This window comes from Candidatus Methylobacter favarea (assembly GCF_902806695.1).
Classification (GTDB): Bacteria; Pseudomonadota; Gammaproteobacteria; order Methylococcales; family Methylomonadaceae; genus Methylobacter_B; species Methylobacter_B favarea.
This window is the reverse complement of the sequence record NZ_CADCXN010000080.1, coordinates 65,744-88,741: the sequence shown is the minus strand read 5'-3', so window position 1 is coordinate 88,741 and position 22,998 is coordinate 65,744. Positions and strand designations below refer to the sequence as shown.

The following is a 22,998-nucleotide window of genomic DNA, read 5'->3' as shown; positions in this document are numbered from 1 at the left end:
GGACTATATAGCCACAGGATATTAAATCCATGACCCGATTTCCAGCCGAATGGGAAAAGCAATCCGCCGTATTAATCGCCTGGCCGCATAAAACCGGCGATTTCAGCAATCGACTTGAATCTGTAGAACAATCCTGCAGCGTTATTGCCGACACCATTACCCGCTATCAGAAACTCATTATCGTCTGCCGGGATGACAGCCATCAGCAACATATTCAAAGCTTGATAAGCAACAGCGACGACGTCGACTTCATCCACGCCATCGTAAATGACATCTGGGTTAGAGATACCGTTTTCCTTAGTGTTGAAGACCAGGGAGAAATTACTCGTCTCAACTTTCTTTTCAACGGCTGGGGCGAAAAATACCAGCATCAAAATGACAATGCGCTTAATCACAAGCTGTTGAATGCCAAATTTTTTAAAGGTGAAGCCTACAAGGACATTGATTTGATACTCGAAGGCGGCAGTGTTGAAAGTGACGGCATTGACACCCTGCTGACAACCAAACAGTGTCTGCTGAATCCGAATAGAAACAATGGCTTGACACAGCAGGACATAGAACGCCAGCTGTTTCAGCATCTGGGGGCAAAACGGATATTCTGGCTGGATCAGGAAAATCTGTCCGGCGATGACACGGACGCCCATATTGATACCTTGGCCCGCTTTTGTTCAGTCAACACCATTGCCTATACCGCTTGCGATGATGCTGAAGACCTGCACTACAAAAGTTTAAAATATATGGAAAGACAGCTGCAGGCATTCAGAACCCGCTCGGGTGAAGCCTATCATTTAGTCCCCTTACCCTTGCCCAAACCGATTTATGATGAGGAAGGACAGCAATTACCGGCCAATTATGCCAATTTTTTGATCATCAATCATGCCGTCTTGGTTCCGGCTTATGGCGATCCTATGGATAAAACCGCTTTGCAGCGATTGACTGACTGTTTTCCCCGGCATGAAATCATCCCGATACCTTGTCGGCCGCTGGTTCATCAATACGGCAGTTTGCATTGCATGACCATGCAACTTCCGGAAAAAGTGTTTAATCCCCTGATCTGATAGCCGGCTATTTTTTAAATTGTATGGGTGTAAATGCCTGCTATAAACCGTCGGCTTTAGCAGCAGCCTGAAAATTTACTATGCCGCGGGCGCGGCGCTTACTATGCGATTGAAAGAGGCAGGTATGTCCAAAATAAGAATGAATGTCTCTAGAAAATCCGGTTTACCGCCCGGTTCACTTATACATGTGGGTGAAGTGCATGACCATGAACACCGAATCTCGGTGGTTAATTACAATAGTTCAGCAGTAGAAAGGTACATCGTCAATTCCATTAAAGAAATTCCGCCGTTAAAAAGTGCCGATACGGTAACTTGGGTTATTATTGACGGATTAAAAAATGTCTCGATTATTGATGAGATAGGCCAGCATTATAATATTCATGCATTAGTGCTTGAAGATATTCTTAATACTCATCAGCGGCCGAAATACGAGGAATTTGATGATTATTTATATATTGTCATAAAAGCGCTTTCGTTAAAAAACCATGACTTTCAGGTTCAATATGAACAAATCAGTCTGTTAGTATTGGATAAAATCGTTTTTACTTTCAAAGAGAAGCCCAGCGAAATATTCGATCCGGTTTTAAAACGGCTCGACAACGGTAAAAGCCACATGCGGGGCCTGGGTACGGATTATCTGGCTTATGTCATTATGGATACGGTTGTAGACGAGTATTTTGGTTTGCAGGATACGCTGGATGAGCTGATTGAATCGGTAGAAGATGAGTTAATGTCCTATCCCTCAATACAAACGTTGAGCTCCATTCAGAGAATCAAGCGGGAGCTGATCTTCATTCGCAGAACGGTATCTCCTCTGCGCGAGTTGCTGGCTTCGATTCAGCGCAGCGAGTCGGCTTTACTCGATGAGCATAATAAACGCTATTTCGGCGATATTTATGATCACGCAATACGCGTAACTGAAGCAATGGAGTCTTATCGGGATCTGATAGCCGACATGATGGATATTTATTTATCAAGTATCAGCAATAAAATGAGTGAAACCATGAAAGTGCTCACCGTATTTTCATCCATCTTTATCCCGCTGACATTTATTGCCGGCGTTTACGGCATGAATTTTGACTATATGCCGGAACTGAAATGGAAATGGGGTTACCCGGCATTATGGGGAGTATTTATTGCCATAGCCTTATTTCTGCTGGGTTATTTCAAGAAAAAGAAATGGCTTTAGCACAAAGTATTACAGCTTTATCGGCCATTCGGCCAATGCCGATAAATCTCTTTTCAGTAACTCGCTATCACCAAGGTTAAGCTCAAGCAGGCGCCGTAACCTGGTAATACTATCCATATCGATGTGTTCGCATTTAAAGCCGGCAGTGCTGCCTACGACTTCGGCGACGGTAAGCGCCATTGTTATTTGAACAGGCTCCGATAAATCCAGCGTAAGGCTATAAATTTTCTCCGCCTCTTCATCCCCAAGAGGAGGCACAGCAAAGCACGCAGCCTTTTAATAACCGGTCAAAAATTTTACAGGGCCAGATTTTTTCCTTGCTGCCTAATGCGGCTTCTGCCTGGTATAAAATACGGTGATAAGTGCGGTAATCAGGAATTTCTTCCGATTTTTTAAACCGGTTCATTCGGCATCGGGAAAAATTTTTTTCCTGGGTAAAAATTTGACCAGTTTGACTGCGTTTTCATCGCGTTTTAATATTTCCAGCGGATAACCATGCAGCTTGATACCCGTCCCTGCCGCAGGAATTGTCTCCATAAATTCAATAATTAATCCATTCAGCGTCTTGGGCCCCTCCGTTGGCAAAGCCCATTGGGTGACGCGGTTTAATTCCCGAATAGTAATATTGGCATCAACCAGATAGCTGCCGTCGCTTTGCTCTCTCACCGCTTCATCCTCGTTAACCAATTCCCCCACTATTTCCTGAAGTAAGTCGTCAAAGGTAACCAGACCTTGTACATCACCGTATTCATCGACAACTAAACCTATGCGTATTTTCTCACTTTTAAACCTGAGCATTTGGGTATGCACCGGAGTGCTTTCAGGAATAAACGCCGGTTCAGACAGAAGATTTATAATTGTCTGCTTGTTAAAATCCTTATGATTGACCTCGACCAGTACCTTTCTTAAATGTAGAAAACCCATAACCCTGTCGATACTTTTTTTATAAACGGGTAAGCGGGTATGCGGACTGGTTTTTATTTGAGTAATAATTTCTTCAATGGATAACTCCAGGTCAATACCCATGATTTCATTGCGGGGAGTCATAACATCTTCAACGGTCGCTGACTCAAGATCGAGTATGCCCAGCAGCATTTTTTGATAGCGCCTGGGCATTATGCTTTCTGCTTCAGCAATAATGCTTTTCAATTCTTCTTTATTCAGTTGGTCGTGGTTATTGTTGATGTCAAGGCGGAATATCCGCAATAAGCCGTTAACAAACAAGTTAATGATCCAAACTATCGGATAAAAGATTTTTAACAGCGGCGTGTAGATCCAGGCAGCCGGGAAAGCGAGCAGATCCGGCTTGACGGCGGCAATAGTCTTCGGAGTGACCTCTGAAAAAATAAGCATGATGACAGTTAAAATAGCGGTGGCGCTGGCGATGACCGTTTCTTCATCAGCATACAGCTTGATGGCTATGACCGTGGTTATTGATGCGGCAAAATTATTAGCAAAATTGTTACCTAATAAAATCAGTCCGAGCACGCGGTCGGGTCTTTGCAGTAATGCGTAGGCCTTTATCGCGCCGGAGTGTTTTAGCTTAACGAGGTGTCTTAAACGATACCGGTTCAGCTTCATCAAGGACGTTTCGGAGCCTGAAAAAAAAGCGGAAAGAATAAGCATAACAACAAGTAAGCCAAACAGCATACCCAGTGACATTTCGTTCAAATAATTTACTCATGACTAGTAATAATGCTTCTAGTGTCTACGTTGACAAATTTTTGTCAAGCCCGAATCTAAACAGGCACCGCCTTTCTTCCTTAAAAACGGGAACTTAAAAAGATGAACAAATGCTTCACCATTCGGATACCGGGGTACGGGCCGGCAGGTAGCAAAATAACCATTTTGGATTATAGTTAAGGGAAAACCGGTATTGAGCTGTGCTTTGAATCACTACGCGGATTCTTTATGTCTAATTTATGGAATGAGTATAAAAAATATGGCATTGCCACGTATTTTATTAATTGATGACAATGAAACAAGGCGCCAGCAGGTTAAGACAGTGCTTCAATTTATGGAATATGAAGTAGAAACAGCTAAAGTCTCAAACTATGCCTCATCTATTAATGAAGGCGGCCAGATATGGGGTATTTTTGTTGGAGACGGCCTTGATAAACAAGCAGCGGTAATCCGGGATATTGTCGAGGGGGCCAATAATATTCCGCTTATTCTCCTGGTTGAAAAAGGCAGCGGGCTTCAGGTTTCGACCGCGGTCAGTAACTCAGTGCTGCAGGTGCTGGAATGGCCTTTTACCTATCCCAGCCTGAAACTGATAAGCGATAAACTATCTGTTTTTAATCTGCAGTCACAGGTGATTGTCGATAGAAGAGGGCATGAGCGCCGGTCATCTTCAATTGACCGCCTGAAAGGTAATAGTCCGGCGATTGTCACTATTCGTAAATTAATCGGGCAGGTTGCAGAATCAGATGCGACTGTCCTGATTCTTGGCGAATCAGGAACAGGCAAGGAAGTTATAGCCAGAGCCTTGCATGAAGCTTCATGCCGGGGATCCCGTTTGTTCGTACCAATTAACTGCGGCGCAATTCCGGGAGAATTACTGGAAAGCGAATTATTCGGGCATGAAAAAGGCGCCTTTACCGGGGCTTTAAGTTCACGACAAGGGCGCTTTGAGCTGGCCGAGGGCGGCACCCTTTTTCTTGATGAAATCGGCGATATGCCTATGTCCATGCAGGTTAAGTTATTACGGGTACTGCAGGAACGTACTTTTGAACGCGTAGGCAGTAATAAAACCCTGCATTGTGATGTCAGGATTATTGCCGCAACGCACCGGCATCTTGAAAGGGAGATTAAAGAAAACCGCTTTCGGGAAGATCTGTTTTACCGACTGAACGTCTTTCCTATTGAAGTGCCGCCGCTACGCGATAGAGCCGAGGATATTCCGGTTCTGGTAAAGGATATTATTACCCGCCTGGAAGCGTCCAGCCATGCTTCAGTAAGGCTGAGCAATCCCTCGCTGGCTGCCTTGATGCAGCATAGGTGGCCGGGTAATGTCCGGGAATTGGCCAATCTTATTGAAAGGCTGGCTATTATTTATCCGAAAGGACTGGTGGATGTGGCCGATTTGCCTGAAAAATTCCAGCATTATGAAATACCGGCAGAAATAATAATCGATAAGGATGAAACCGGTAGCGATCAGACTGATCAGTCCGGGCAAATGGAAAAAATCGGCAGCAATCCGGATAACTTTCCGGCAGCTTTAACGCAATTGCCGGAGCAGGGTATGGATTTAAAGGAATATCTGAACGTGATGGAAGGCGATTTAATTCGTCAGGCATTAAATGAATGCAATGGCGTAGTGGCTCATGCCGCCAGGCTTCTGAATATGAGGCGTACGACACTGGTGGAAAAATTGCGCAAGTACGATTTACAACGCTGACGGCCGCGAGTCAATTTCTTGTCATTCTATGTCAAGTGATTGAAAATCAAATAAATAATTGTTTGGTCTGCTTTTTGCTTTGTTTATGGTATGAAAAATAAACCGACTCTCATGAATACCTCTCCTGTTAATAAAACTCAAAAAACTGAACAACTCACCGATGCTTTCCGCATTTTTAACGAACTGTCGCAGCACCTGTCCGTTTCCTATCAAGGCCTGGAAGAGCAGGTTGCAAAACTGAATAAGGAACTGGCTTTTGCCCATAGTGAACGACTTAAAACGCTAGAGGAAAAAGAAAGGCTGGCAAGCCGTTTGGAAAAGATACTGGCCGCGCTTCCTGCCGCGGTCATAGTGCTCGATATAAGGGGAAAAATTCTGGACTGCAACGCGGTCGCGATTGATTTTTTAGAGCAGCCGCTGCTGGGACAGATCTGGCCCGACGTTATTGCGCGCAGTCTGCTTGCCGTTGTTGACAATCCCCATGAATATCGTTTGCCAAATGGCAAGCGGGTGAATATGACTTGCCGTCATCTGGAAAATAATTCAGGACAAATTGTTTTGCTGTCGGATGTCAGTGAAATGCGCAGCTTGCAGGACATGCTGAATCAGCAAAAGCAGTTATCAGCAATGGGGGAAATGGTGGCGAGCATGGCCCATCAGGTCAGAACGCCGCTGGCAACGGCGATATTGTATGCCTCGCAAATGAATAACTCGGTGCTGGATAATGAAAAACGCAGCCGTTTTTCAGAAAAAATTCTTGAACGTTTACAGTTTCTGGAAAAGCAGGTTAACGATATGCTGATTTTTGCCAGGGACGGCCGGTTGGCTATGGAGACTTTTTCACTGGCGCAGCTGCTTGATTATCTAAGCGAAGCATTTAAAGATTATGCAGGCCGCAAGAAAATTGATTTGAAGATTATTAATCACGCCTTTGACGATGAAATGCTGGGCAATCAAAACGCATTGCGCGGCGCATTGATGAATATATTGAATAATGCCGTTGATGCGGTGGGTCAGGCCGGAATTATACAACTCTCGGTGGATCAGCTGAATGATCATCTGCGCATTGTCATTAAGGATAATGGGCCGGGCATTGCCAATGCGGCATGTCAACGGGTTTTTGAGCCTTTTTTTACGACTAAAACAAACGGTACAGGCTTAGGGCTGGCAGTCGTCAATAGTGTAATCAAGGCCCATGGCGGTCATGTGCAGGCCGAGTCCAGACCGGGCGAAGGGGCGATTTTTGCTTTAGATATTCCTTGTATAAACCGGGAGCGATTTTCGTTGCCGGGAGGGTTCTCGGGTAGAAATCATAATAAAAACCGCAATCAGAAGGCGATGTTATGAAACAGTATGATGTGTTGATTGTTGAGGATGATCCGGCCTTATGCGAGGCGCTTTGCGAGACGCTGGAGCTGGAGGGGTATCGAGTCATGTCTGCGGGCACTGGCGCTGAAGCGTTAACCCGACTGGCGCTCAGCCAATTTAAACTGGTCGTCAGCGATGTGCAGATGCCGGTAATGGATGGCTTTCAGTTATTGAAAACCATGCACGCCAGCTATTCTGAAACACCCGTAGTGCTGATGACGGCTTACGGCACGATTCCGAAGGCAGTAGAAGCCATGCAGGCAGGGGCTTGCGATTATCTTATCAAGCCCTTTGAAGCGAAGGATCTGGTCAGGAAAGTCGCTGCTTATGTTATGGCTGGCCCGAAACAGGCCAATTCCGCTGCCAATAAAAGAATCGTTCACGACGACAGCATGAAAAAATTGTATGCGCTCATATCAAAAGTGGCAAAGACCGATGCCAGTGTTTTATTGCAGGGCGAAAGCGGTACCGGTAAAGAAGTAATAGCCCGGTATATCCATCAGAATTCAACTTATTTTCGCGGGCCTTTTATTGCCGTGAACTGCGCGGCAATTCCTGAAAACATGCTCGAAGCAATGCTGTTCGGTTATGAAAAAGGCGCTTTTACCGGCTCTGTTCAGGCTATGCCGGGTAAATTTGAACAGGCCCAGGAAGGTACGCTGTTGCTGGATGAAATAGCCGAAATGGATTTGGCCTTGCAAGCGAAATTATTGCGGGTATTGCAGGAGAAAGAAGTGGAGCGCCTCGGCAGTCATAAGAAAATCAGGCTGACTGTCAGAATTTTGGCGGCCACCAATCAGAATTTAAAAGATCAGCTGGAGCTGGGGCGATTCAGAGAAGATTTGTATTATCGGCTCAGTGTTTTTCCCATTCATATTCCGCCCTTGCGCAGCCGGCCCGGCGATATTTTGCCGCTGGCAAGCGGATTCATTCAGCGCCATAGCGGGCCAGGCAAAACATTGCCGGCATTTGATAAGGAAGCGGTTAAAAAAATGCTGGCTTATTACTGGCCTGGAAATGTCAGGGAATTGGATAATGTGATCCAGCGGGCCCTGATTTTACGGACAGGAGACAGCATTACCGCTGAAGACCTGGTGTTTGAAGAAGGCGGTTCAATGGGTGCGGTGATTAGCAGCCAGTCTTCTGATGCTGGAACAAACTGCCAGGGAGCAGCGAGCAGCAATGAGGAAACTCAGGCAGCAGGTCTGGGCGAGAGTGTCCGTTGCGCTGAAGAAAACATGATTTTACAGACCTTGCAGATGGAAAACGGCAATCGTAAAACCACCGCCGAAAAACTGGGGATTAGCCCCCGAACGCTCAGATACAAAATGGCAAGGATAAAAGAGGCCGGCATTACTCTTCCGTGCTGAGCTGTGGCATCAATAATGCCTGAATTTTAGAAAATGTCTGAACCAGGATCGCAAGAGGAAGCCAATGAGTGATATGAATGTAAACCGGATTTTAGCCCAAATGCGGGCTATGTCACTGGAAGCGGGCAGTCCAGTGCAGGAGGAGGGCCCTGCTGATTTCTCGGCCTTGTTAAAACAGTCTATTGATTCCGTTAATGATACTCAGCAGGCTGCCGGAAAAATGGCGGCAGCTTTTGAGACCGGCGAGGCAAATGTCAGTTTGGCCGAAGTGATGGTGGCCACCCAGAAAGCAAGCGTTTCGTTTCAGGCTATGCTGCAAGTCAGAAATAAACTGGTGGAAGCCTATCAGGATGTCATGAATATGCCCATGTAGCGCGGCTAATGGCATCTGTAAATACATTTCTGCATAAAATCAAAAATGAGTGAACAAGTTCGTAATAATATGGTTGGCGCTTCGATTCAGCAGGCCTTAACGGCAACAGCCGAGGCTCATCCAGCCATCAAAGGTCTGGCGGGTCTGACTATTGCCCGCCAGCTGGGATTAATGCTCGGCCTGGCCTTTAGCGTCGCTATCGGCGTTGCCCTGGTGCTATGGTCCCAGTCGCCCTCTTACGGGCGCTTGTTTGCCGAAATCGGCGAGAAAGATATGGCTGAAATTCTTGAAGTGCTGGACCAGCAGGGCATTAAGTATAAAGTCGAAGCCGGTTCCGGAGCGATTATGGTGCCGATTGATGAGGTGAATGAGGTCAGGCTTAAGCTAGCGGCGTCAGGCTTGCCCCGTAGCAACAGCCTGGGTTATGAACTACTGGACAAGGATCAGGGCTTCGGTTCTAGCAAAAGCGTCGAAATGCTGCGCTTTCAGCGGGCTCTGGAAGGTGAAATCGCGCGCACGATTATGGCTATTCAGAGTGTAAAAACGGCCAGAGTGCTGTTGGCTCTGCCTGTACAGTCGGTGTTTGTGCGGGAGCGCAAGAAGCCCAGTGCTTCAGTCATGGTCAATTTATACCAGGGACGCACGCTGGATAAAGGCCAGATTGAATCGATTATTCACCTGGTGGCTGCCAGTGTGCCGCAGCTCGAATCAGGACAAGTGACCGTAGTAGACCAAAAAGGCCAGTTGCTAAATAGCCATGATTCCTCAGCAGAAGTTAATTTGACCTCCAAACAATTTGACTACAAGAAAGCTATTGAAGAACATCTGATGGACAGGATTGAAAATATTTTGTCGCCCCTGGTGGGCAGCGCTGGAATGCGTGCGCAAATTTCAGCCGATTTGGATTTTACCGAGACTGACCGGACCCAGGAAATATTCAATCCTGATTTGCCGGCCTTAAGAAGTGAACAAACTTCCGAAGAGCAAAGCACGCTGCCTGCTGTTCAGGGCATTCCGGGGGCCTTATCCAACCAGCCTGCTCCTGCCGGTGTTGCTCCGGAAACGACAGCTCCGCAAAATTCAGCTGCAAGCCCGGATTCAGCAGCGGCCGCTCCTGCAAAGGCTCCCGGTTCAGCCACTAAAAATTCAACCCGCAATTTCGAGCTGGATAAAACGATTACCCATACGCGTCTGGCTAGCGGCGTTTTGCGCCGGTTATCCGTTGCCGTAGTCGTTGACGATCGCCATATGGCTCAGGCAGATGGAGCGATAAAAACCCAGACATATGTCCAGGAAGACCTGAACCGCTTGAGTGATCTCGTGAAACAGGCGGTCGGTTTTGACAGCAGCCGGGGCGATCAGGTGACTGTCACTAATGTGGCCTTCAAAACGCCCGAAGAACTCGAGGCGTTGCCGGAAATTCCGGTTTGGGAACAAGGCTGGTTTCTTGATTTAATGAAACAGGCCGCTGCGGTATCAGCTGTATTATTTCTGCTTTTCGGCGTGCTGCGGCCGACGATGCGCGGACTGGCCGGCCTTAATGCAGAAGACAGAAAAGCCGCTGCCTTGGCAGAGGCACAGGCGCAGGCAGCTGCAATGGGCGGGACGGTCAGTTATGACAAGGACGGTATTCCTGTTGCCGTTCCGGCCCCTCAACAAAAGGCCAATGCTGCATTGGCCAATGAGCAGGAAGATATGTTGCTTCTTGAAGCGCCGCAAAGCTACGAACATCGGCTGCAATATGTCAAGAAACTGGTTGAGGATGATCCGAAAATAGTAGCGCAAGTCATTAAATCATGGATCAGAAAAGATGGTTAAAGAGTTAAATCAATCTGAACGCGCGGCAGTATTGTTGCTGGGATTGGGACAGGAAAGAGCCGCGGCGGTTTTAATGCACATGAATCCGCGCGAAGTGCAGATACTGGGCACCACGATGGCCAGCGTCGGCGATATTTCCCCCGATATGGTTGATCTTGTACTGGAGGAATTTATCCTTGCGGTAAGAAATCAGACTTCATTGGGAATGGATACCGATTCTTATATCCGCAATGTATTGATCAGCGCACTGGGCGCAGATAAGGCCAACAGCATCCTTGACCGGATCTTGCAGGGCGGCAGCACCAAAGGCATTGAGCAGTTGAAGTGGCTGGATACCCGGTCAATCGCCGATATGATTCGTCTCGAGCATCCGCAAATTATCGCGACCATCCTGTCTTTGCTGGACAGTGACCAGGCGGCTGAAGTCATGATGTTTTTACCTGAAAATATGCGTACCGATCTGCTGATGAGAATCGCAACGATGAAAGGGGTGCAGCCGCATGCCTTGCGTGAGCTGGATCAAATTATGGAAAAACAGCTGACTGGCAGTGACAATGTCAAATCTACCACGATCGGCGGTATCGATGCGGCTGCCAATATTCTGAATTTCATGGAAGGTTCTGCCAGCGATCTCGTGATAGCCGAGATTTCCGAGCACAGGGCGGAATTGGCTCAGGAGATCCAGGAAAAGATGTTTGTATTTGAAGATCTGGCGCTAATGGATGAAAGAGGCATGCAGACATTGCTGCGCGAAATACCGACAAGCCAGTTGTTGCTGGCCTTGCGCGGGGTCGGGGAACCTCTTAAGGAAAAAATATTCAGCAATATGTCCAAACGGGCGGCGGAAATGCTGCGGGATGATCTGGCAGCTTCGCCGCCGGCCAAATTGAGCGAAGTGGAACTGGCTCAGAAGGATATATTGAGCATCGTCAAAAAATTGGCCGATGCCGGGGAAATCATGCTGGGCGGTGGCGATGAATTCATCTAAAGCGGCAGGCTTCTCTGCCTCTGAACTGTCAGCGTTAAGCTTATGGGATATGCCTGATGTCTCCGGGGCGAATGTAAACGGAAAATCTGAGCCGGTAAGTTTTGAAGCAGAGCAGGCGCCGGTCTTGACCGCCGGCGATATTGAAGCGATGCAAAAGCAGGCCTATGGCGAAGCTTTTGCCCAGGGCAAAAATGAAGGCTTTGAGCAGGGTTTTGCCGAAGGTTCAAAAAGAGGCTATGAGGAAAATTTGCATTTAATGCAGAAACAGGCAGCCGAATTTGTCATGCTTGTTGACTCCTTGAACCAGCCGCTTAAAACGCTGGATGAAGAAGTAGAAAAAGAGCTGGTCAAACTGGCCATAGGTATTGCCACGCAACTAATACGCCGGGAAATTAAACTCGATCCGGGGCAGGTGGTTGCCGCGGTCAGGGCCGGCATAAATGTGCTGCCGTTATCGTCACAACAGATTAGCTTGCATTTGCATCCTGAAGATGCTGAATTGGTGCGGGCTGCCTTGTCGCTGGATGAGATGTCCCCGCCGTGGGGAGTAATCGAGGATCCTTTGATTACGCGCGGCGGCTGCAAAGTCAATACCGAAGTTTCGCATGTTGATGCAACGATAGAAAATCGCCTGACCGCCGTTATAGCGACGATATTGGGAGGTGAGCGGGAACAGGACAGAAGTCCATGACGCCCGCTATAGATCGGTCACAGCGTTGGCTGAAACAATTAAAGCCTTACTATGAAAGACTCGCAGAAACACCGGAACTTATTGTTGAAGGCAAGCTTTCCCGTATGGTCGGATTGACGCTGGAGGCGGTAGGATGCAGAGCCGCCATTGGCTCGCGCTGCCGCATTGAAACTAAAAGCGGCCGGAAGATTGAAGCGGAAGTGGTGGGTTTTTCCGGAGAGCGGGTCTTTTTAATGCCGACAGGAGAACTGCATGGGCTCGAACCCGATTGCCGCGTTATACCTTTGGGTAAAAACAGTCTGGCGCGAGTGGGCTACGGTTTGCTGGGCCGGGTTCTGGATGGCGCCGGCAACCCGCTTGATGATAAAGGGCCGTTTAAAACCGACAGGCTGATGTCGCTCAATGGCAGTCCTATAAATCCTTTATCGAGAAAACAGATATGTGAAGCGCTCGATGTCGGGGTAAGGGCGATAAACTCAATACTTTGCGTTGGCCGGGGCCAGCGTATGGGCCTGTTTGCCGGCACCGGCGTGGGCAAGAGCGTGCTGTTGGGTATGATGACAAAATTTACTACCGCCGATATTGTGGTTGTCAGCTTGATTGGCGAGCGGGGGCGCGAAGTCAATGAATTTGTCCAGAAAATTTTAGGCGAAGAAGGCCTGAAAAGGGCCGTGGTGGTTGCTACGCCTGCCGATTGTCCGCCGTTGATGCGCGTACAGGGAGCGCTGCTGGCAACCAGTATCGCCGAATATTTTCGTGATCAGGGGCTTGATGTGCTGCTGCTGATGGACTCACTGACGCGCTATGCCCAGGCGCACCGCGAAATTGCCCTGGCCATAGATGAACCGCCTGCGACGCGGGGCTATCCGCCTTCGGTTTTTGCAAGGTTGCCGCATCTCGTGGAACGGGCCGGTAACGGCAATAAAAACGGGGGATCAATAACCGCTTTTTATACCGTCCTGACAGAGGGTGATGATAATAATGATCCTGTTGCCGATGCGGCCAGAGGGGTGCTGGATGGTCATATCGTCTTGTCCAGAAGCCTGGCGGAAGCAGGTCATTTTCCGGCCATAGACATAGAAGCGTCAGTCAGCCGGGTGATGCCGGATATTGTTACTCCCCGGCATCTGCAAATGGCGCGTGATGTCAGACGGTTGTATTCACTTTATCAGCAAAACCGCGATTTAATCAGTGTCGGCGCTTACCAGGCCGGGGCTGATCCGCGCATTGACAAGGCGATTGAAAAAAATGCAGCAATTCTGGAGTTTTTGCAGCAGGACATGAATGAGCCGGTTGATATAAGCCGCAGTCTAAGTGAATTGGAAATTTTGCTAGATCTAAACAGAACGGCAGCCAGTCAATGAAAAAATCCCGGCGTATTAAAACCATTGTCGAGCTTAAAGCGGCTCAGGAAAAAAATGCGCTGGAAGCATGGGGAGCAGCTCAGAAAAAACTGCTGGCAATGCAGATCCAGGTGCAAGGTTTAAGAAAATACCGGCAGGACTATCAGGATAAATTTGATCAGCGCGCAGCCCGGGGCGTCAACGTTGAACAGTTGCTGGAATTCAGATCATTTATTGACAAGCTCAATAAGGCCATATCAGGACAGGAACAGGCCTTGCGCCTGGGTGAAACGGAGGTACTGGCAAAAAGAAAACTATGGGAAGCGCTGCGCCAACATACCCGGAGTTTGCAGAAAGTGTGCGATTCCGCTTTGGCCGTAGAGGCCAGGGAGGAAGCCAGAAGCGAACAGCGGGAGCTGGATGAACGGGCTGCCAGAACCGGGCGGAATAGTTCCGGCGGCATGGGAAATGCTTAAAACCTTATACGATAATTTAGATTTAGGAAGAATTAATCATGGCTATTGCAGGTGTAAACTCATTATCTTCGTTATCGGGCGCCCCTTCATCTGAGCGCGTATCGGCGCTTCTCTCAGGCAATAATGCTGCTCCCGAAAGTTTTACCGGCACATTGACGGAACAGGCAGCCCTGTTGAGCGCTGCAATCAACCGGGGTGAATTGCCTAAGCAGTTGCAAGATTTTGCCCAGTCCAAAATTACTAGCGTCATAAACGGTAACGGCGTATTTCAGAGCAGAGATGATCTGCAAGAACTTGCCGCTTTGCTGGGCAAGGAGTTGCCGGTGTCCTGTAAAATAAATGAACAGGCAGACCCTGAAGCAAATTCGGCTGCGTTGGTTGATATGATAAAATCCATAGCGGCGGCCGAAAAAGCGGCCGCAAGTCAAAATATGGATAAGGCGGCGGTGATAAATGTTCCGCCTCAGCCGGATCCTCGCCAATTGGCCAGCAGCTTGAGTACCGAAAAAATAGAAGACGCCACAGAAGATCAAAGCGGTGATTCCCAAACGGATGTTGAAAATTCCGCAGCGCTTTTACAGTTATTGACGGCATGGCTTCTTCCTGAAGCCAAACCTGCTGAAAAAAAAATGGATGATAGTTCGGCAAAGGACGCTGTCATTAAAGAAAATGCGGCCTCGTCTTTTTTAAAACCGCTGGCGGCGGATAATAAATTGAATTTGCCTGAAGAGGAGATGGCTTCAGATAGCTTCCTGACAGCCGACTTCAATGCATCGGCTCAGGATAAACAGCAAGGGATTGACTTGAACGCCTTCGAAAAAGCGCTAGTAAATGAGCGCCAGCCTGCCTCCTTAGGCATGGATAAATCAGTCATCGATAAAGCAGCGCCTCAGCAGATTCATGATATGGCTCAGCTTGACAAGCCGCTTGCTGCCAGAGCCGATGTGCCGGCAATCATAAAACCTTTAGCCCATCCGGACTGGAGCAAGGACTTGGGCGACAGGATCATATGGATGAATAACAAGGCCGTATCGGCGGCGGAAATCAGGCTTAATCCACAGCATCTTGGGCCACTCTCGGTTCGTATCGATATTAATCAGGATCAGGCGACCGTTACCTTTTCCGCCCAGCATGGCGCAGTAAGAGAAGCCCTTGAAGCTTCTGTGCCAAGATTGCGGGAAATGATGAGCTCCCAGCAACTTAATCTGGTGGATGTAAATATTTTTCAACAGGCCGCTTCAGATCAAGGGCGGTCATCCTCACAAGGTTTTTCTCAAACAGCCGGGGATGGCGGCCCTTCCGGGGGGAATACAAGTGGTGCTGCGGAAGGAGTGAGTGAGCTTGTTGAAGACATTGAAAATGGACAGGCTGTGATCAGTCAAGGCTTGCTGAGCCTATACGCCTAGCTGGCGAATACTGTAAAAGTTTAGACTGTGCTTTTATTGTAAGGAGTTAAATCATCCCGGCTTTAGCCGGGATGATTTAACTCCTTACAAACCGGGCTTCCTGAGCGCCAGCAGAGCAAACAAAGCCTCTGGGTCCACGGGTTTGAGCAGGTGATGGTCAAACCCGGCGGCTTTTGAAAGCTCACGGTCTTCCGGCTGTCCGTAGCCGGTTAAGGCAATCAGGAGCGCATCCCGCGTTTCCGGTAACTGGCGCAGCTGTCTTGCAACTTCATAACCATCCATATCGGGAAGACCAATGTCTAACAGCACAACCTGCGGCCGGAAACTCACTGCTTGCTCGATTCCCTTCAACCCGCACCCCGCGGTAATGACTTCATACCCTTTTAGTTGCAGCATTAGCGCAAGACTTTCTGCGGCATCGGCGTAATCGTCCACTACCAGAATACGGAGCTGCGAGGGCGATGAAGGGGATTTTGGCTGCGCAAATGATTTGCTAAGAGGACAAATATTCAATAGCGGCAAGCGTACAGTGAATACGCTGCCCTGACCAATGCCGGCGCTCGCTGCCGTGATTGTCCCTTGATGCATTTCCACCAATCTGCGCACCAGCGTAAGCCCTACTCCCATGCCCCCCTGCGAGCGATTGAGCGATCTTTTCGCCTGGGTGAACAGATCGAAGATCCGGGGAAGGATCTTGGCGGGTATGCCCATGCCGGTATCCTCCACTTTGGTGACTATCCAGGAGTCTTCCTGCGTTATGTTCAGCATGATCTTGCCGCCTTTCGGCGTGTATTTGGCGGCATTATTAAGCAGATTAGAAAATACTTGAGTTAACCGGACGCGATCGCCTTCGATCCATTGCGGCGTCTCGGGGGGCGAAATGATCAATTGTTGTCTGCGTGTTTCGATAAGCGGGCGACTTTCTTCTACGGCGCTATCCACAACATCGGCAAAATCAAGGCACTGCCTCTTCAGCGTAATTTTGTCCTGCATGATACGGGCAACATCAAGCAAATCATCGATCAATCGAGTCAAATGGCTCACTTGCCGTTCGATAATAGTAAGGCCCCCTTCCAGTACAGGGTCGGTGAAATTATACGCTTTCATTGTCTGCACGACATTACGGATAGGCGCAAGGGGATTCCTGAGTTCATGGCCCAACATGGCCAGAAATTCATTTTTCCGGACATCCATTTCCTTAAGCGCATCCTCCGCCCGCTTGCGTTCCGTGATGTCATGGATAAAACCATACCATAAGGTACAGCCATCCGGCTCGCGTTCCGGAACAGAACGCCCCTCTAACCAGATATCACCTTTTTCAGGGTGTCTTATTCGCCATTCATCATACCAGGGGCAGAGGGTTCGGGAGGATTCCGCACGGGTTTTGTCCAGGTGTTGTCTGTCATCAGGATGGGTCATCGCAAAAGCCGGCGTTGCATCTTTTGCCAAATTCTCGGCGCAAAGACCGTAAAGATCGCGGATAGCAGGACTGGCGTAAGGAAGGCAAATGCTTCCATCCGGCCGCTCCCTAAGGGCGTAAATAACGCCTGGCGCAAAAGCGGCAATCGTAGTAAGTTTTTTCTCGGCCTGGGCCAGTTTTTTCTCCAATTCAAGGCGTTTCTGTTCGGCTTGATCACGCTCCCTGATATCTTCCTGAAGCCGGACGTTGGCGGCGTTCAGTTCGCGCGTCTTTTCCTCTACCAGCTTTTCGAGATGGTTACGGTGTTTTTCGAGTTCAGCTTCGGCTTGCCTGAGTTTGATCTCGTTAAGCTTGCGCTCGGTGATGTCCTGTGAAGTCCCTATGCTGCCAATCAGGTGGCCATCGGCGTCTCTTATCAATTTCGCCTGCTCCCTGACCCATTTTATTTGGCCATCCACGATAATGCGATGTTCAATATCATAGGGCTCTCCGCGCAAGGCGGCAGCCCATTGACGATCCACATAGTCACCATCATCCGGATGCACATGGGAACGATAGGTTTCATAGGTTAGCGGCGTTCCTGCCGGAACGCCGAAGATGTGGTGAATTTCCTTGCTCCAGGTCAATATGTTGTGTCTGGTATCCAGCGCCCAACTACCGATATGAGCCACTTCCTGGGCAGTGTTGAGATTGGCTTCGCTAGCGCGCAGGGCTTCCTCGGCGTCTTGAGCCCGCCCAAGCTCCGCAATGAAACTGCGTTGAGCGCGGCGCATCAGTTCAATGACGAAACATATGATTAGCACGCTGATAAAAAACACGCTATTAGCTGTTATGACCTCGGTTTGAAACGCGAATGAAAATGAATGGTAAGGGGGGAAAAACAAATACGTAGCCGCCATCATGCTCCCAAGCGCGGCAAATATTCCGGGCCCCATGCCTCCAAAAACCGCGGCAAGGGCAACCGCCGGAACGAAAGCCAAAAAGGGAATGCTCTTATTCAACGGCGCGAGCGCCATACTCATCGCGACGGCGAGCCCCACCAGGATGCTTGCAGCCAGATAATGAAAGCTCCGGCCCCGCTGCGCAGGCTGGCGCAAAATAGTCAGTATTTCGGCTATAGGTTGTCCAAATTTTTTGCTCAGTAATTGATACTTTTGCATGATCTCAAAGGTCTTGTGCTATGAAAAATGTTAATTTAATCTGAAGTTTTAAATTAACATTTAAAATTAGCTATAAGGGCCGCTCTTTAATTGGACACGGCAATAAAGAAAAGTTCTGGCTCCGTTAATTATTGAGGACAAAGGGATAATAACAGTTTTTGCATTTAAGGAATAGGAATGCTGTTCGACTAGATGCTGCATGTACATTTTGCGTTCCGCGCCAATCTATTGAATTTGCAACTATTTCAAGTCGGGCAGCGATAACTGAAAGCAGCAGGGGAAGTATTTTCATCAGAGCGGAAAATTCTCCACCAGGCCAATTTCTAATAACAAGGTAAGCGCCCATGAAAGATACGAAAAAGATACGAATTATACTTCAATAGCGCTGACGGATTAATATTGCGGTTATAAAGGATTGCGTTATTCGAAAGTGTATAAGGCCATTTTCGCCAACTGGGACCGGATGCGGCTTAAGCTAAAATTACTCTTCTTCATCACGCCTTTTGATAAAATAAAAAATTCCTTGTCATAATTCTGACTTAATCTTTCATTGCCTCTGCAAGCGCTTTGTCAATCCAGTTCATCCAGCAGACCCCTTTAAAATGCCGCCGCCAAAACAACTTACTTGTCCTTTGCCTTATTTTAAAAATAGCGCCGCACTTTTTTCCCCAATCGCAGGCACACCCTGGTCAGTTTTTCTGGACAGCGGCTACCCTTACCATAATCATGGAAAATACGATATTATCGCGGCTGATCCAGTGTGCACCCTGGTAACTCATGGAGATATTACCGAGATTATTCGTGGCGGTGTTTCAATTAAATCCAAAGCAGACCCGTTTGATCTGGTCAAGCAGCAATTATTGCCGGCGTATGAGGGTTTCGCCGATCTGCCTTTCAATGGCGGAGCCATAGGTTATTTTGGCTATGATTTGGCGCGCCGGCTGGAGACTCTTCCTGTCCTTGCCAAGGATGAAGAACATATTGCTGAAATGGCCATAGGCATCTATGAATGGGCGGTCATTGTCGATCATCAAGAGCAAAAAACTCATCTGGTCGGGCAATGCGAGGAACAAAAATGGCAAGCTTTAATAGCACAATTCAGCAGCTTGCCCGCGCAGCATTATCACGATGGCTTTCAAGTCCTTAGCGCTATCAAGCCCAATATGGACAAGAACTTCTATGCCCATGCCTTCAACAAGATTAAACATTATCTGAAGGAAGGCGATTGTTATCAGGTCAATCTGGCTCAGCGGTTTGCGGCCTCATGCACCGGCAATCCTTGGGCGGCCTATCTTGGCCTGCGAAAATTAAATGCCGCACCTTACAGCTGCTACCTGAATTTACCCGAGGTTCAGATTTTAAGCTCCTCCCCGGAACGGTTTTTAAAGCTTGCGAATGGCATTGTTGAGACCAAACCTATCAAGGGAACGCGTCCCCGGAAAAAAGATTATGCTGAAGATCAGCAGCAAAAAAAAATACTGGAAAACAGCGAAAAGGACAGGGCGGAAAATCTTATGATTGTTGATTTGCTGCGCAATGATATCAGTAAAATCTGCAAAAAGGATTCGGTAAAAGCGCCTGTTCTATTTGCAGTAGAAAGCTATGCGACTGTGCACCATTTAGTAAGCACTGTAAGCGGCGTACTGGCAGAAAATCAGCACGCCCTGGATTTATTAAAAAGCTGTTTTCCCGGCGGCTCCGTTACCGGCGCGCCCAAGATTCGCGCGATGGAAATCATTGAAGAACTGGAGCCGAACCGACGCGGCGTTTACTGCGGCGCCATAGGCTACATTGGTTTTGACGGCAATATGGACAGCAATATCGCTATCAGAACCCTGGTGCATTCAGCCGGTACGATTCGCTTCTGGGCGGGCGGCGCTATCGTCAATGATTCGGTGGTTGAAGAAGAATATCAGGAATGCCTTGACAAGGCGGAGGCGTTGTTTAATTTACTGCATCAACTGACAGTAAAATGATTATTATCAAGCTGGGCGGGAGCCTGGCCGAAACAGATGCGCTCTACGATTGTCTTGATAGTGTTGAGCAAAAATATCAGGGCAGGGCGGTCGTCATCGTGCCGGGCGGCGGAGCTTTTGCAGAACAGGTCAGAGCGGCGCAAAAACACTGGCGATTTGATGACAGGACCGCTCACCATATGGCGATTCTGGCGATGCATCAAATGGCTTTGCTGTTTAAAGGGCTAAAGCCTGATTTTTCCATTGCCGGTTCATTGCTTGATATTCGGGAGCAGTTAAGCCGTCAACGCGTAGTCATCTGGTCGCCGGCTATTGTTCAGCTGGACAATGCCGGCATTCAGGCGAACTGGGATATCACCTCGGACAGCCTGTCTGCATGGCTGGCCGGGGCGCTTTCGGCAAGCGAACTTATCCTGGTAAAATCGGCTGCAATTGATGCTAAACTTAGCCTTGCCCAGCTCGCCGGACAAGACATTATTGATTCGGCTTTTTGCGATTTTACCGCGCAAGCGGCTTTTAAAATAACCGTTATTAATGCCCGAAACTTCTAATTAACTTGGCCAAGGAGGGCAGAGTTTGCACAAAGGGAGGAAATTGTACTTCGCCCTTTTGAATATTTTAAACGCCGATTTTCAGGGTCTTTGCATTACAGAAACGTTCCGCGAACGGCTATGCAAAATCCGACCCTAGCCAGTATCGGTAAATCGAACTAAATGGTTTATAATTTATAAAGAGTGCCGGTGTAGCTCAGTCGGTAGAGCAACACATTCGTAATGTGTGGGTCGGCGGTTCGATTCCGCCCACCGGCTCCAGTTAAATCAAGGCTTGCAGCAATTGTTACAAGCCTTTTTATTGCCTGGTCACTTTTGTGGTCACTCTGGCAAAATTACGCCCCCGTGTCAAATTGTGACCTTTTCCACCTCGGCGGGTGCAGAATCGTCGGTCCTGAAATTTTCCCCTGCTTTCTGAGCCGCCAAAAAATGTTGTCGGCTTTATACTTAGCAAGTTACACACAGCTTAGATGTTTAATAATTTTTTGGCTTGTTGCTTCGTTAGTATTCATCTTTCGTCAGATTCTTCTTGCATTGGAAGAGGCTAAGAATGGTTAAAGAAAGTCAAATGCTGTAAATTGCACTACACGAAGCGATAGCACTTAATTTTAGGTGTTAGCCTATGGCGACCACAAAAACTAAGACATTAATCTTACACATCGATCCGGTAAACAAGGAAGGTTTACGTCTACTGGCGGAAAAAGAACCCCGTAGTCTCACCCCCATGGTGGAAGTAATCATTCGCGATTATTGCAAGTTGCAAAACATTACACTTCCCTAGCAGCAGATTTTTTTTTGATAGACAAAACCAGCAGCGATAAATACAAAGGAATTAGCCCTTAATGGATACTAAAGAAATCCTCAGCCGTATTTTTAAAGATCCGGCGACTCAATACGAACTTACTGAATTCGAAAATCTCGGCAAACCGATTCACGACATTCTCAACATTTATTCAAAAACAGCGGCTACCGGTCGGGAGGCAGGCAAAACCAGGTATTACTTGAAAAGCTTCATCCCGTTTTCCACGGGCAACGAAGAAGTCCAGGTTTTTGTCGAAGACGGCAAGTGCAGCCCTGAAGAAATCGTGCGTCAGCTTTGGGTATATAAGCTGATTAGTCAATACAGTTATAAAGCCGATGAAATAGACCTGGAAAAAGCTGTGCAATTCGGCACTGAAATCGGCGCCAAGGCGGCGGACATCATTGTTTACAGTGATTCCAGCAAGAGCACTCCGAAAATCATCATCGAATGCAAAAAGCCCAAACGTAAAGACGGTATTGAGCAGCTTAAAAGTTATATGAACGCCAAAGGCGCGCCGGTTGCGGTGTGGTCCAACGGTAGCGACAGCATTATTCTTTACCGGCCTTAGCCGGCGCAATTTGACGATACCCTGTTCGATATACCCAAACGCGGACAGGAACCAAAAGACGTTCTGGAAACCAAGAAAACCCTGTTAGGTTCTGTTGACGTTTCATCTCAGCCATAAAAGTACCGAGGAAAATGACAGCATCCCCAGGTAATTAACTGCCTTTTTTCTCATATCGAGTGGCAATTCTGCGGTAATGTTTAAGCTTGCCGAACAGTCATTCGACGGCATGCCGTTCCTTATAATGGCTATAATCGCACTCTATTTTTTCTTTCCGATTCGATTTGGGCGGAATGACTGCTTTTATTCCTCGACCTGTTAACCAAGTTCTCAACTCGTCGGTATCGTAAGCCTTGTCCGCTAAAACGGCTGAGGCTTTAACATTTTCAAGCAAGGGTACCGCTTGCTGGCATTCGGCCTTCTGGCCGCCAGTCAAGATGAACTTAATCGGCATGCCCAACGCATCGCAGAGCGCGTGGATCTTACCGCTAAACCCGCCTTTGGAACGTCCCAGCGCCCCATTATCGGCGGAACTGTTTGCCGCACCAGCGTGAAAAACGCTTGAAGATGCTATTCCACTTGCCCTGCGTAGGCGGCAAAACCCGCCACTGCGATCCCGAACGTAATATCCACAAGCAGGCGCTAATAAATTGCCGGCAAGTGTTTGCCGCCCGATATGAAGGCCTGTCAATTTCTTTAACTTTGCCAATATTCGCACCCATTCTTCATCGCTTAAATGTATCCGGTTCATTACACTCAAAATGATCAATTCTACTCGATTGGTAAAACGTCAACAGAACCTAGGACTGCAAACGATTTACAGACCGAGATTGCACGGTTAGAACCCTTTCAGGTTATGAGTCGTTCGCAGGTGAAAACGGAAGAATTTGTTAAGTTTGAAGCTGAGGCTTTCTATAAGAACTATTAGGCCGTTTAGGATTTGTTCCACGTTCCACAAAAGCACTTCTTCCGAGAATGGGTTAAAGAAGAAAACGGCAGGTTATACAGGTAACCGGCGCTTGTTCTAAAGCGCCTTTTCGGCAG

20 protein-coding genes and 1 tRNA gene are annotated in these 22,998 nt (G+C 48.0%); 16 read left to right on the top strand and 5 right to left on the bottom strand.

Annotated features, from left to right (window positions below):
- Positions 1–29: 29 nt before the first annotated feature.
- Together HUX64_RS12950 and corA are read left to right on the top strand one after the other, a co-directional pair.
- Complete coding sequence (locus HUX64_RS12950; RefSeq protein ID WP_174626639.1) at positions 30–1,058, top strand: agmatine deiminase family protein; 1,029 nt, start codon at positions 30–32, stop codon at positions 1,056–1,058.
- A 124-nt stretch (positions 1,059–1,182) separates the two neighbouring features.
- Entirely contained in the window at positions 1,183–2,247 is a 1,065-nt protein-coding gene (gene corA, locus HUX64_RS12945) for a magnesium/cobalt transporter CorA (protein WP_174626638.1), read from the top strand.
- Positions 2,248–2,256: 9 nt separating this feature from the next.
- Here corA and HUX64_RS12940 read toward each other — a convergent pair whose 3' ends face one another.
- The 3 genes from HUX64_RS12940 to HUX64_RS12930 are packed head-to-tail and all read right to left on the bottom strand — an operon-like array spanning position 2,257 to position 3,918.
- A complete protein-coding gene (locus HUX64_RS12940; RefSeq protein ID WP_174626637.1) occupies positions 2,257–2,505 on the bottom strand; it encodes a hypothetical protein in 249 nt (82 codons plus the stop codon).
- A complete protein-coding gene (locus HUX64_RS12935) occupies positions 2,486–2,653 on the bottom strand; it encodes a hypothetical protein (protein WP_174626636.1) in 168 nt (55 codons plus the stop codon). The genes HUX64_RS12940 and HUX64_RS12935 overlap by 20 nt, the downstream gene beginning before the upstream one ends.
- Positions 2,650–3,918 carry an HlyC/CorC family transporter gene (locus tag HUX64_RS12930; RefSeq protein WP_174626635.1) on the bottom strand — a complete coding sequence of 423 codons (1,269 nt, stop codon included), beginning with the start codon at positions 3,916–3,918 and terminating at the stop codon, positions 2,650–2,652. The genes HUX64_RS12935 and HUX64_RS12930 overlap by 4 nt, the downstream gene beginning before the upstream one ends.
- A 271-nt stretch (positions 3,919–4,189) precedes the next feature.
- Here HUX64_RS12930 and HUX64_RS12925 point away from each other — a divergent pair, with 271 nt between their 5' ends.
- From HUX64_RS12925 to HUX64_RS12880, 10 genes are all read left to right on the top strand, one after another.
- Positions 4,190–5,647, top strand: a complete 1,458-nt coding sequence (locus HUX64_RS12925) for a sigma-54 dependent transcriptional regulator (protein ID WP_174626663.1) — start codon at positions 4,190–4,192, stop codon at positions 5,645–5,647.
- Between the two features lie 111 nt (positions 5,648–5,758).
- Complete coding sequence (locus HUX64_RS12920; protein ID WP_174626634.1) at positions 5,759–6,994, top strand: sensor histidine kinase; 1,236 nt, start codon at positions 5,759–5,761, stop codon at positions 6,992–6,994.
- Positions 6,991–8,385, top strand: a complete 1,395-nt coding sequence (locus tag HUX64_RS12915) for a sigma-54-dependent transcriptional regulator (RefSeq protein WP_174626633.1) — start codon at positions 6,991–6,993, stop codon at positions 8,383–8,385. The genes HUX64_RS12920 and HUX64_RS12915 overlap by 4 nt, the downstream gene beginning before the upstream one ends.
- 64 nt (positions 8,386–8,449) lie before the next feature.
- On the top strand, positions 8,450–8,758 hold the full coding sequence (gene fliE / locus HUX64_RS12910; RefSeq protein WP_174626632.1) for a flagellar hook-basal body complex protein FliE: 309 nt from the start codon (positions 8,450–8,452) through the stop codon (positions 8,756–8,758).
- A 45-nt stretch (positions 8,759–8,803) separates the two neighbouring features.
- Positions 8,804–10,576 carry a flagellar basal-body MS-ring/collar protein FliF gene (gene fliF / locus HUX64_RS12905; RefSeq protein WP_174626631.1) on the top strand — a complete coding sequence of 591 codons (1,773 nt, stop codon included), beginning with the start codon at positions 8,804–8,806 and terminating at the stop codon, positions 10,574–10,576.
- Positions 10,569–11,564 (top strand): flagellar motor switch protein FliG, encoded by a 996-nt coding sequence (gene fliG / locus HUX64_RS12900; RefSeq protein ID WP_174626630.1) that lies wholly within the window; start codon positions 10,569–10,571, stop codon positions 11,562–11,564. Before fliF ends, fliG begins: the two co-directional genes overlap by 8 nt.
- Positions 11,551–12,255: a flagellar assembly protein FliH gene (locus HUX64_RS12895; RefSeq protein WP_174626629.1), complete on the top strand. Its 705-nt coding sequence runs from the start codon at positions 11,551–11,553 to the stop codon at positions 12,253–12,255. Before fliG ends, HUX64_RS12895 begins: the two co-directional genes overlap by 14 nt.
- A complete protein-coding gene (gene fliI, locus HUX64_RS12890; RefSeq protein ID WP_174626628.1) occupies positions 12,252–13,619 on the top strand; it encodes a flagellar protein export ATPase FliI in 1,368 nt (455 codons plus the stop codon). The genes HUX64_RS12895 and fliI overlap by 4 nt, the downstream gene beginning before the upstream one ends.
- Complete coding sequence (fliJ, locus tag HUX64_RS12885; RefSeq protein ID WP_174626627.1) at positions 13,616–14,074, top strand: flagellar export protein FliJ; 459 nt, start codon at positions 13,616–13,618, stop codon at positions 14,072–14,074. The genes fliI and fliJ overlap by 4 nt, the downstream gene beginning before the upstream one ends.
- A 38-nt stretch (positions 14,075–14,112) precedes the next feature.
- Positions 14,113–15,480: a flagellar hook-length control protein FliK gene (locus tag HUX64_RS12880; RefSeq protein WP_174626626.1), complete on the top strand. Its 1,368-nt coding sequence runs from the start codon at positions 14,113–14,115 to the stop codon at positions 15,478–15,480.
- Between the two features lie 84 nt (positions 15,481–15,564).
- Here the strand turns inward: HUX64_RS12880 and HUX64_RS12875 are convergent, their stop codons facing one another.
- Positions 15,565–18,060, bottom strand: coding sequence for an ATP-binding protein (locus HUX64_RS12875; RefSeq protein ID WP_174626625.1), 2,496 nt, complete (start codon positions 18,058–18,060; stop codon positions 15,565–15,567).
- A gap of 602 nt (positions 18,061–18,662) precedes the next feature.
- Between HUX64_RS12875 and pabB the strand changes: the two genes are divergently transcribed.
- From pabB to HUX64_RS12855, 4 genes are all read left to right on the top strand, one after another.
- Positions 18,663–20,036 (top strand): aminodeoxychorismate synthase component I, encoded by a 1,374-nt coding sequence (pabB, locus tag HUX64_RS12870; RefSeq protein WP_174626624.1) that lies wholly within the window; start codon positions 18,663–18,665, stop codon positions 20,034–20,036.
- Positions 20,033–20,587: an amino acid kinase family protein gene (locus tag HUX64_RS12865; protein ID WP_174626623.1), complete on the top strand. Its 555-nt coding sequence runs from the start codon at positions 20,033–20,035 to the stop codon at positions 20,585–20,587. Before pabB ends, HUX64_RS12865 begins: the two co-directional genes overlap by 4 nt.
- A 185-nt stretch (positions 20,588–20,772) precedes the next feature.
- A tRNA-Thr gene (locus HUX64_RS12860) sits at positions 20,773–20,848 on the top strand.
- A 581-nt stretch (positions 20,849–21,429) separates the two neighbouring features.
- Positions 21,430–21,957 (top strand): type I restriction enzyme HsdR N-terminal domain-containing protein, encoded by a 528-nt coding sequence (locus tag HUX64_RS12855; RefSeq protein WP_217426531.1) that lies wholly within the window; start codon positions 21,430–21,432, stop codon positions 21,955–21,957.
- Positions 21,958–22,171: 214 nt separating this feature from the next.
- Here HUX64_RS12855 and HUX64_RS20470 read toward each other — a convergent pair whose 3' ends face one another.
- On the bottom strand, positions 22,172–22,705 hold the full coding sequence (locus tag HUX64_RS20470) for a transposase (protein WP_425484265.1): 534 nt from the start codon (positions 22,703–22,705) through the stop codon (positions 22,172–22,174).
- Between the last annotated feature and the right edge of the window lie 293 nt (positions 22,706–22,998).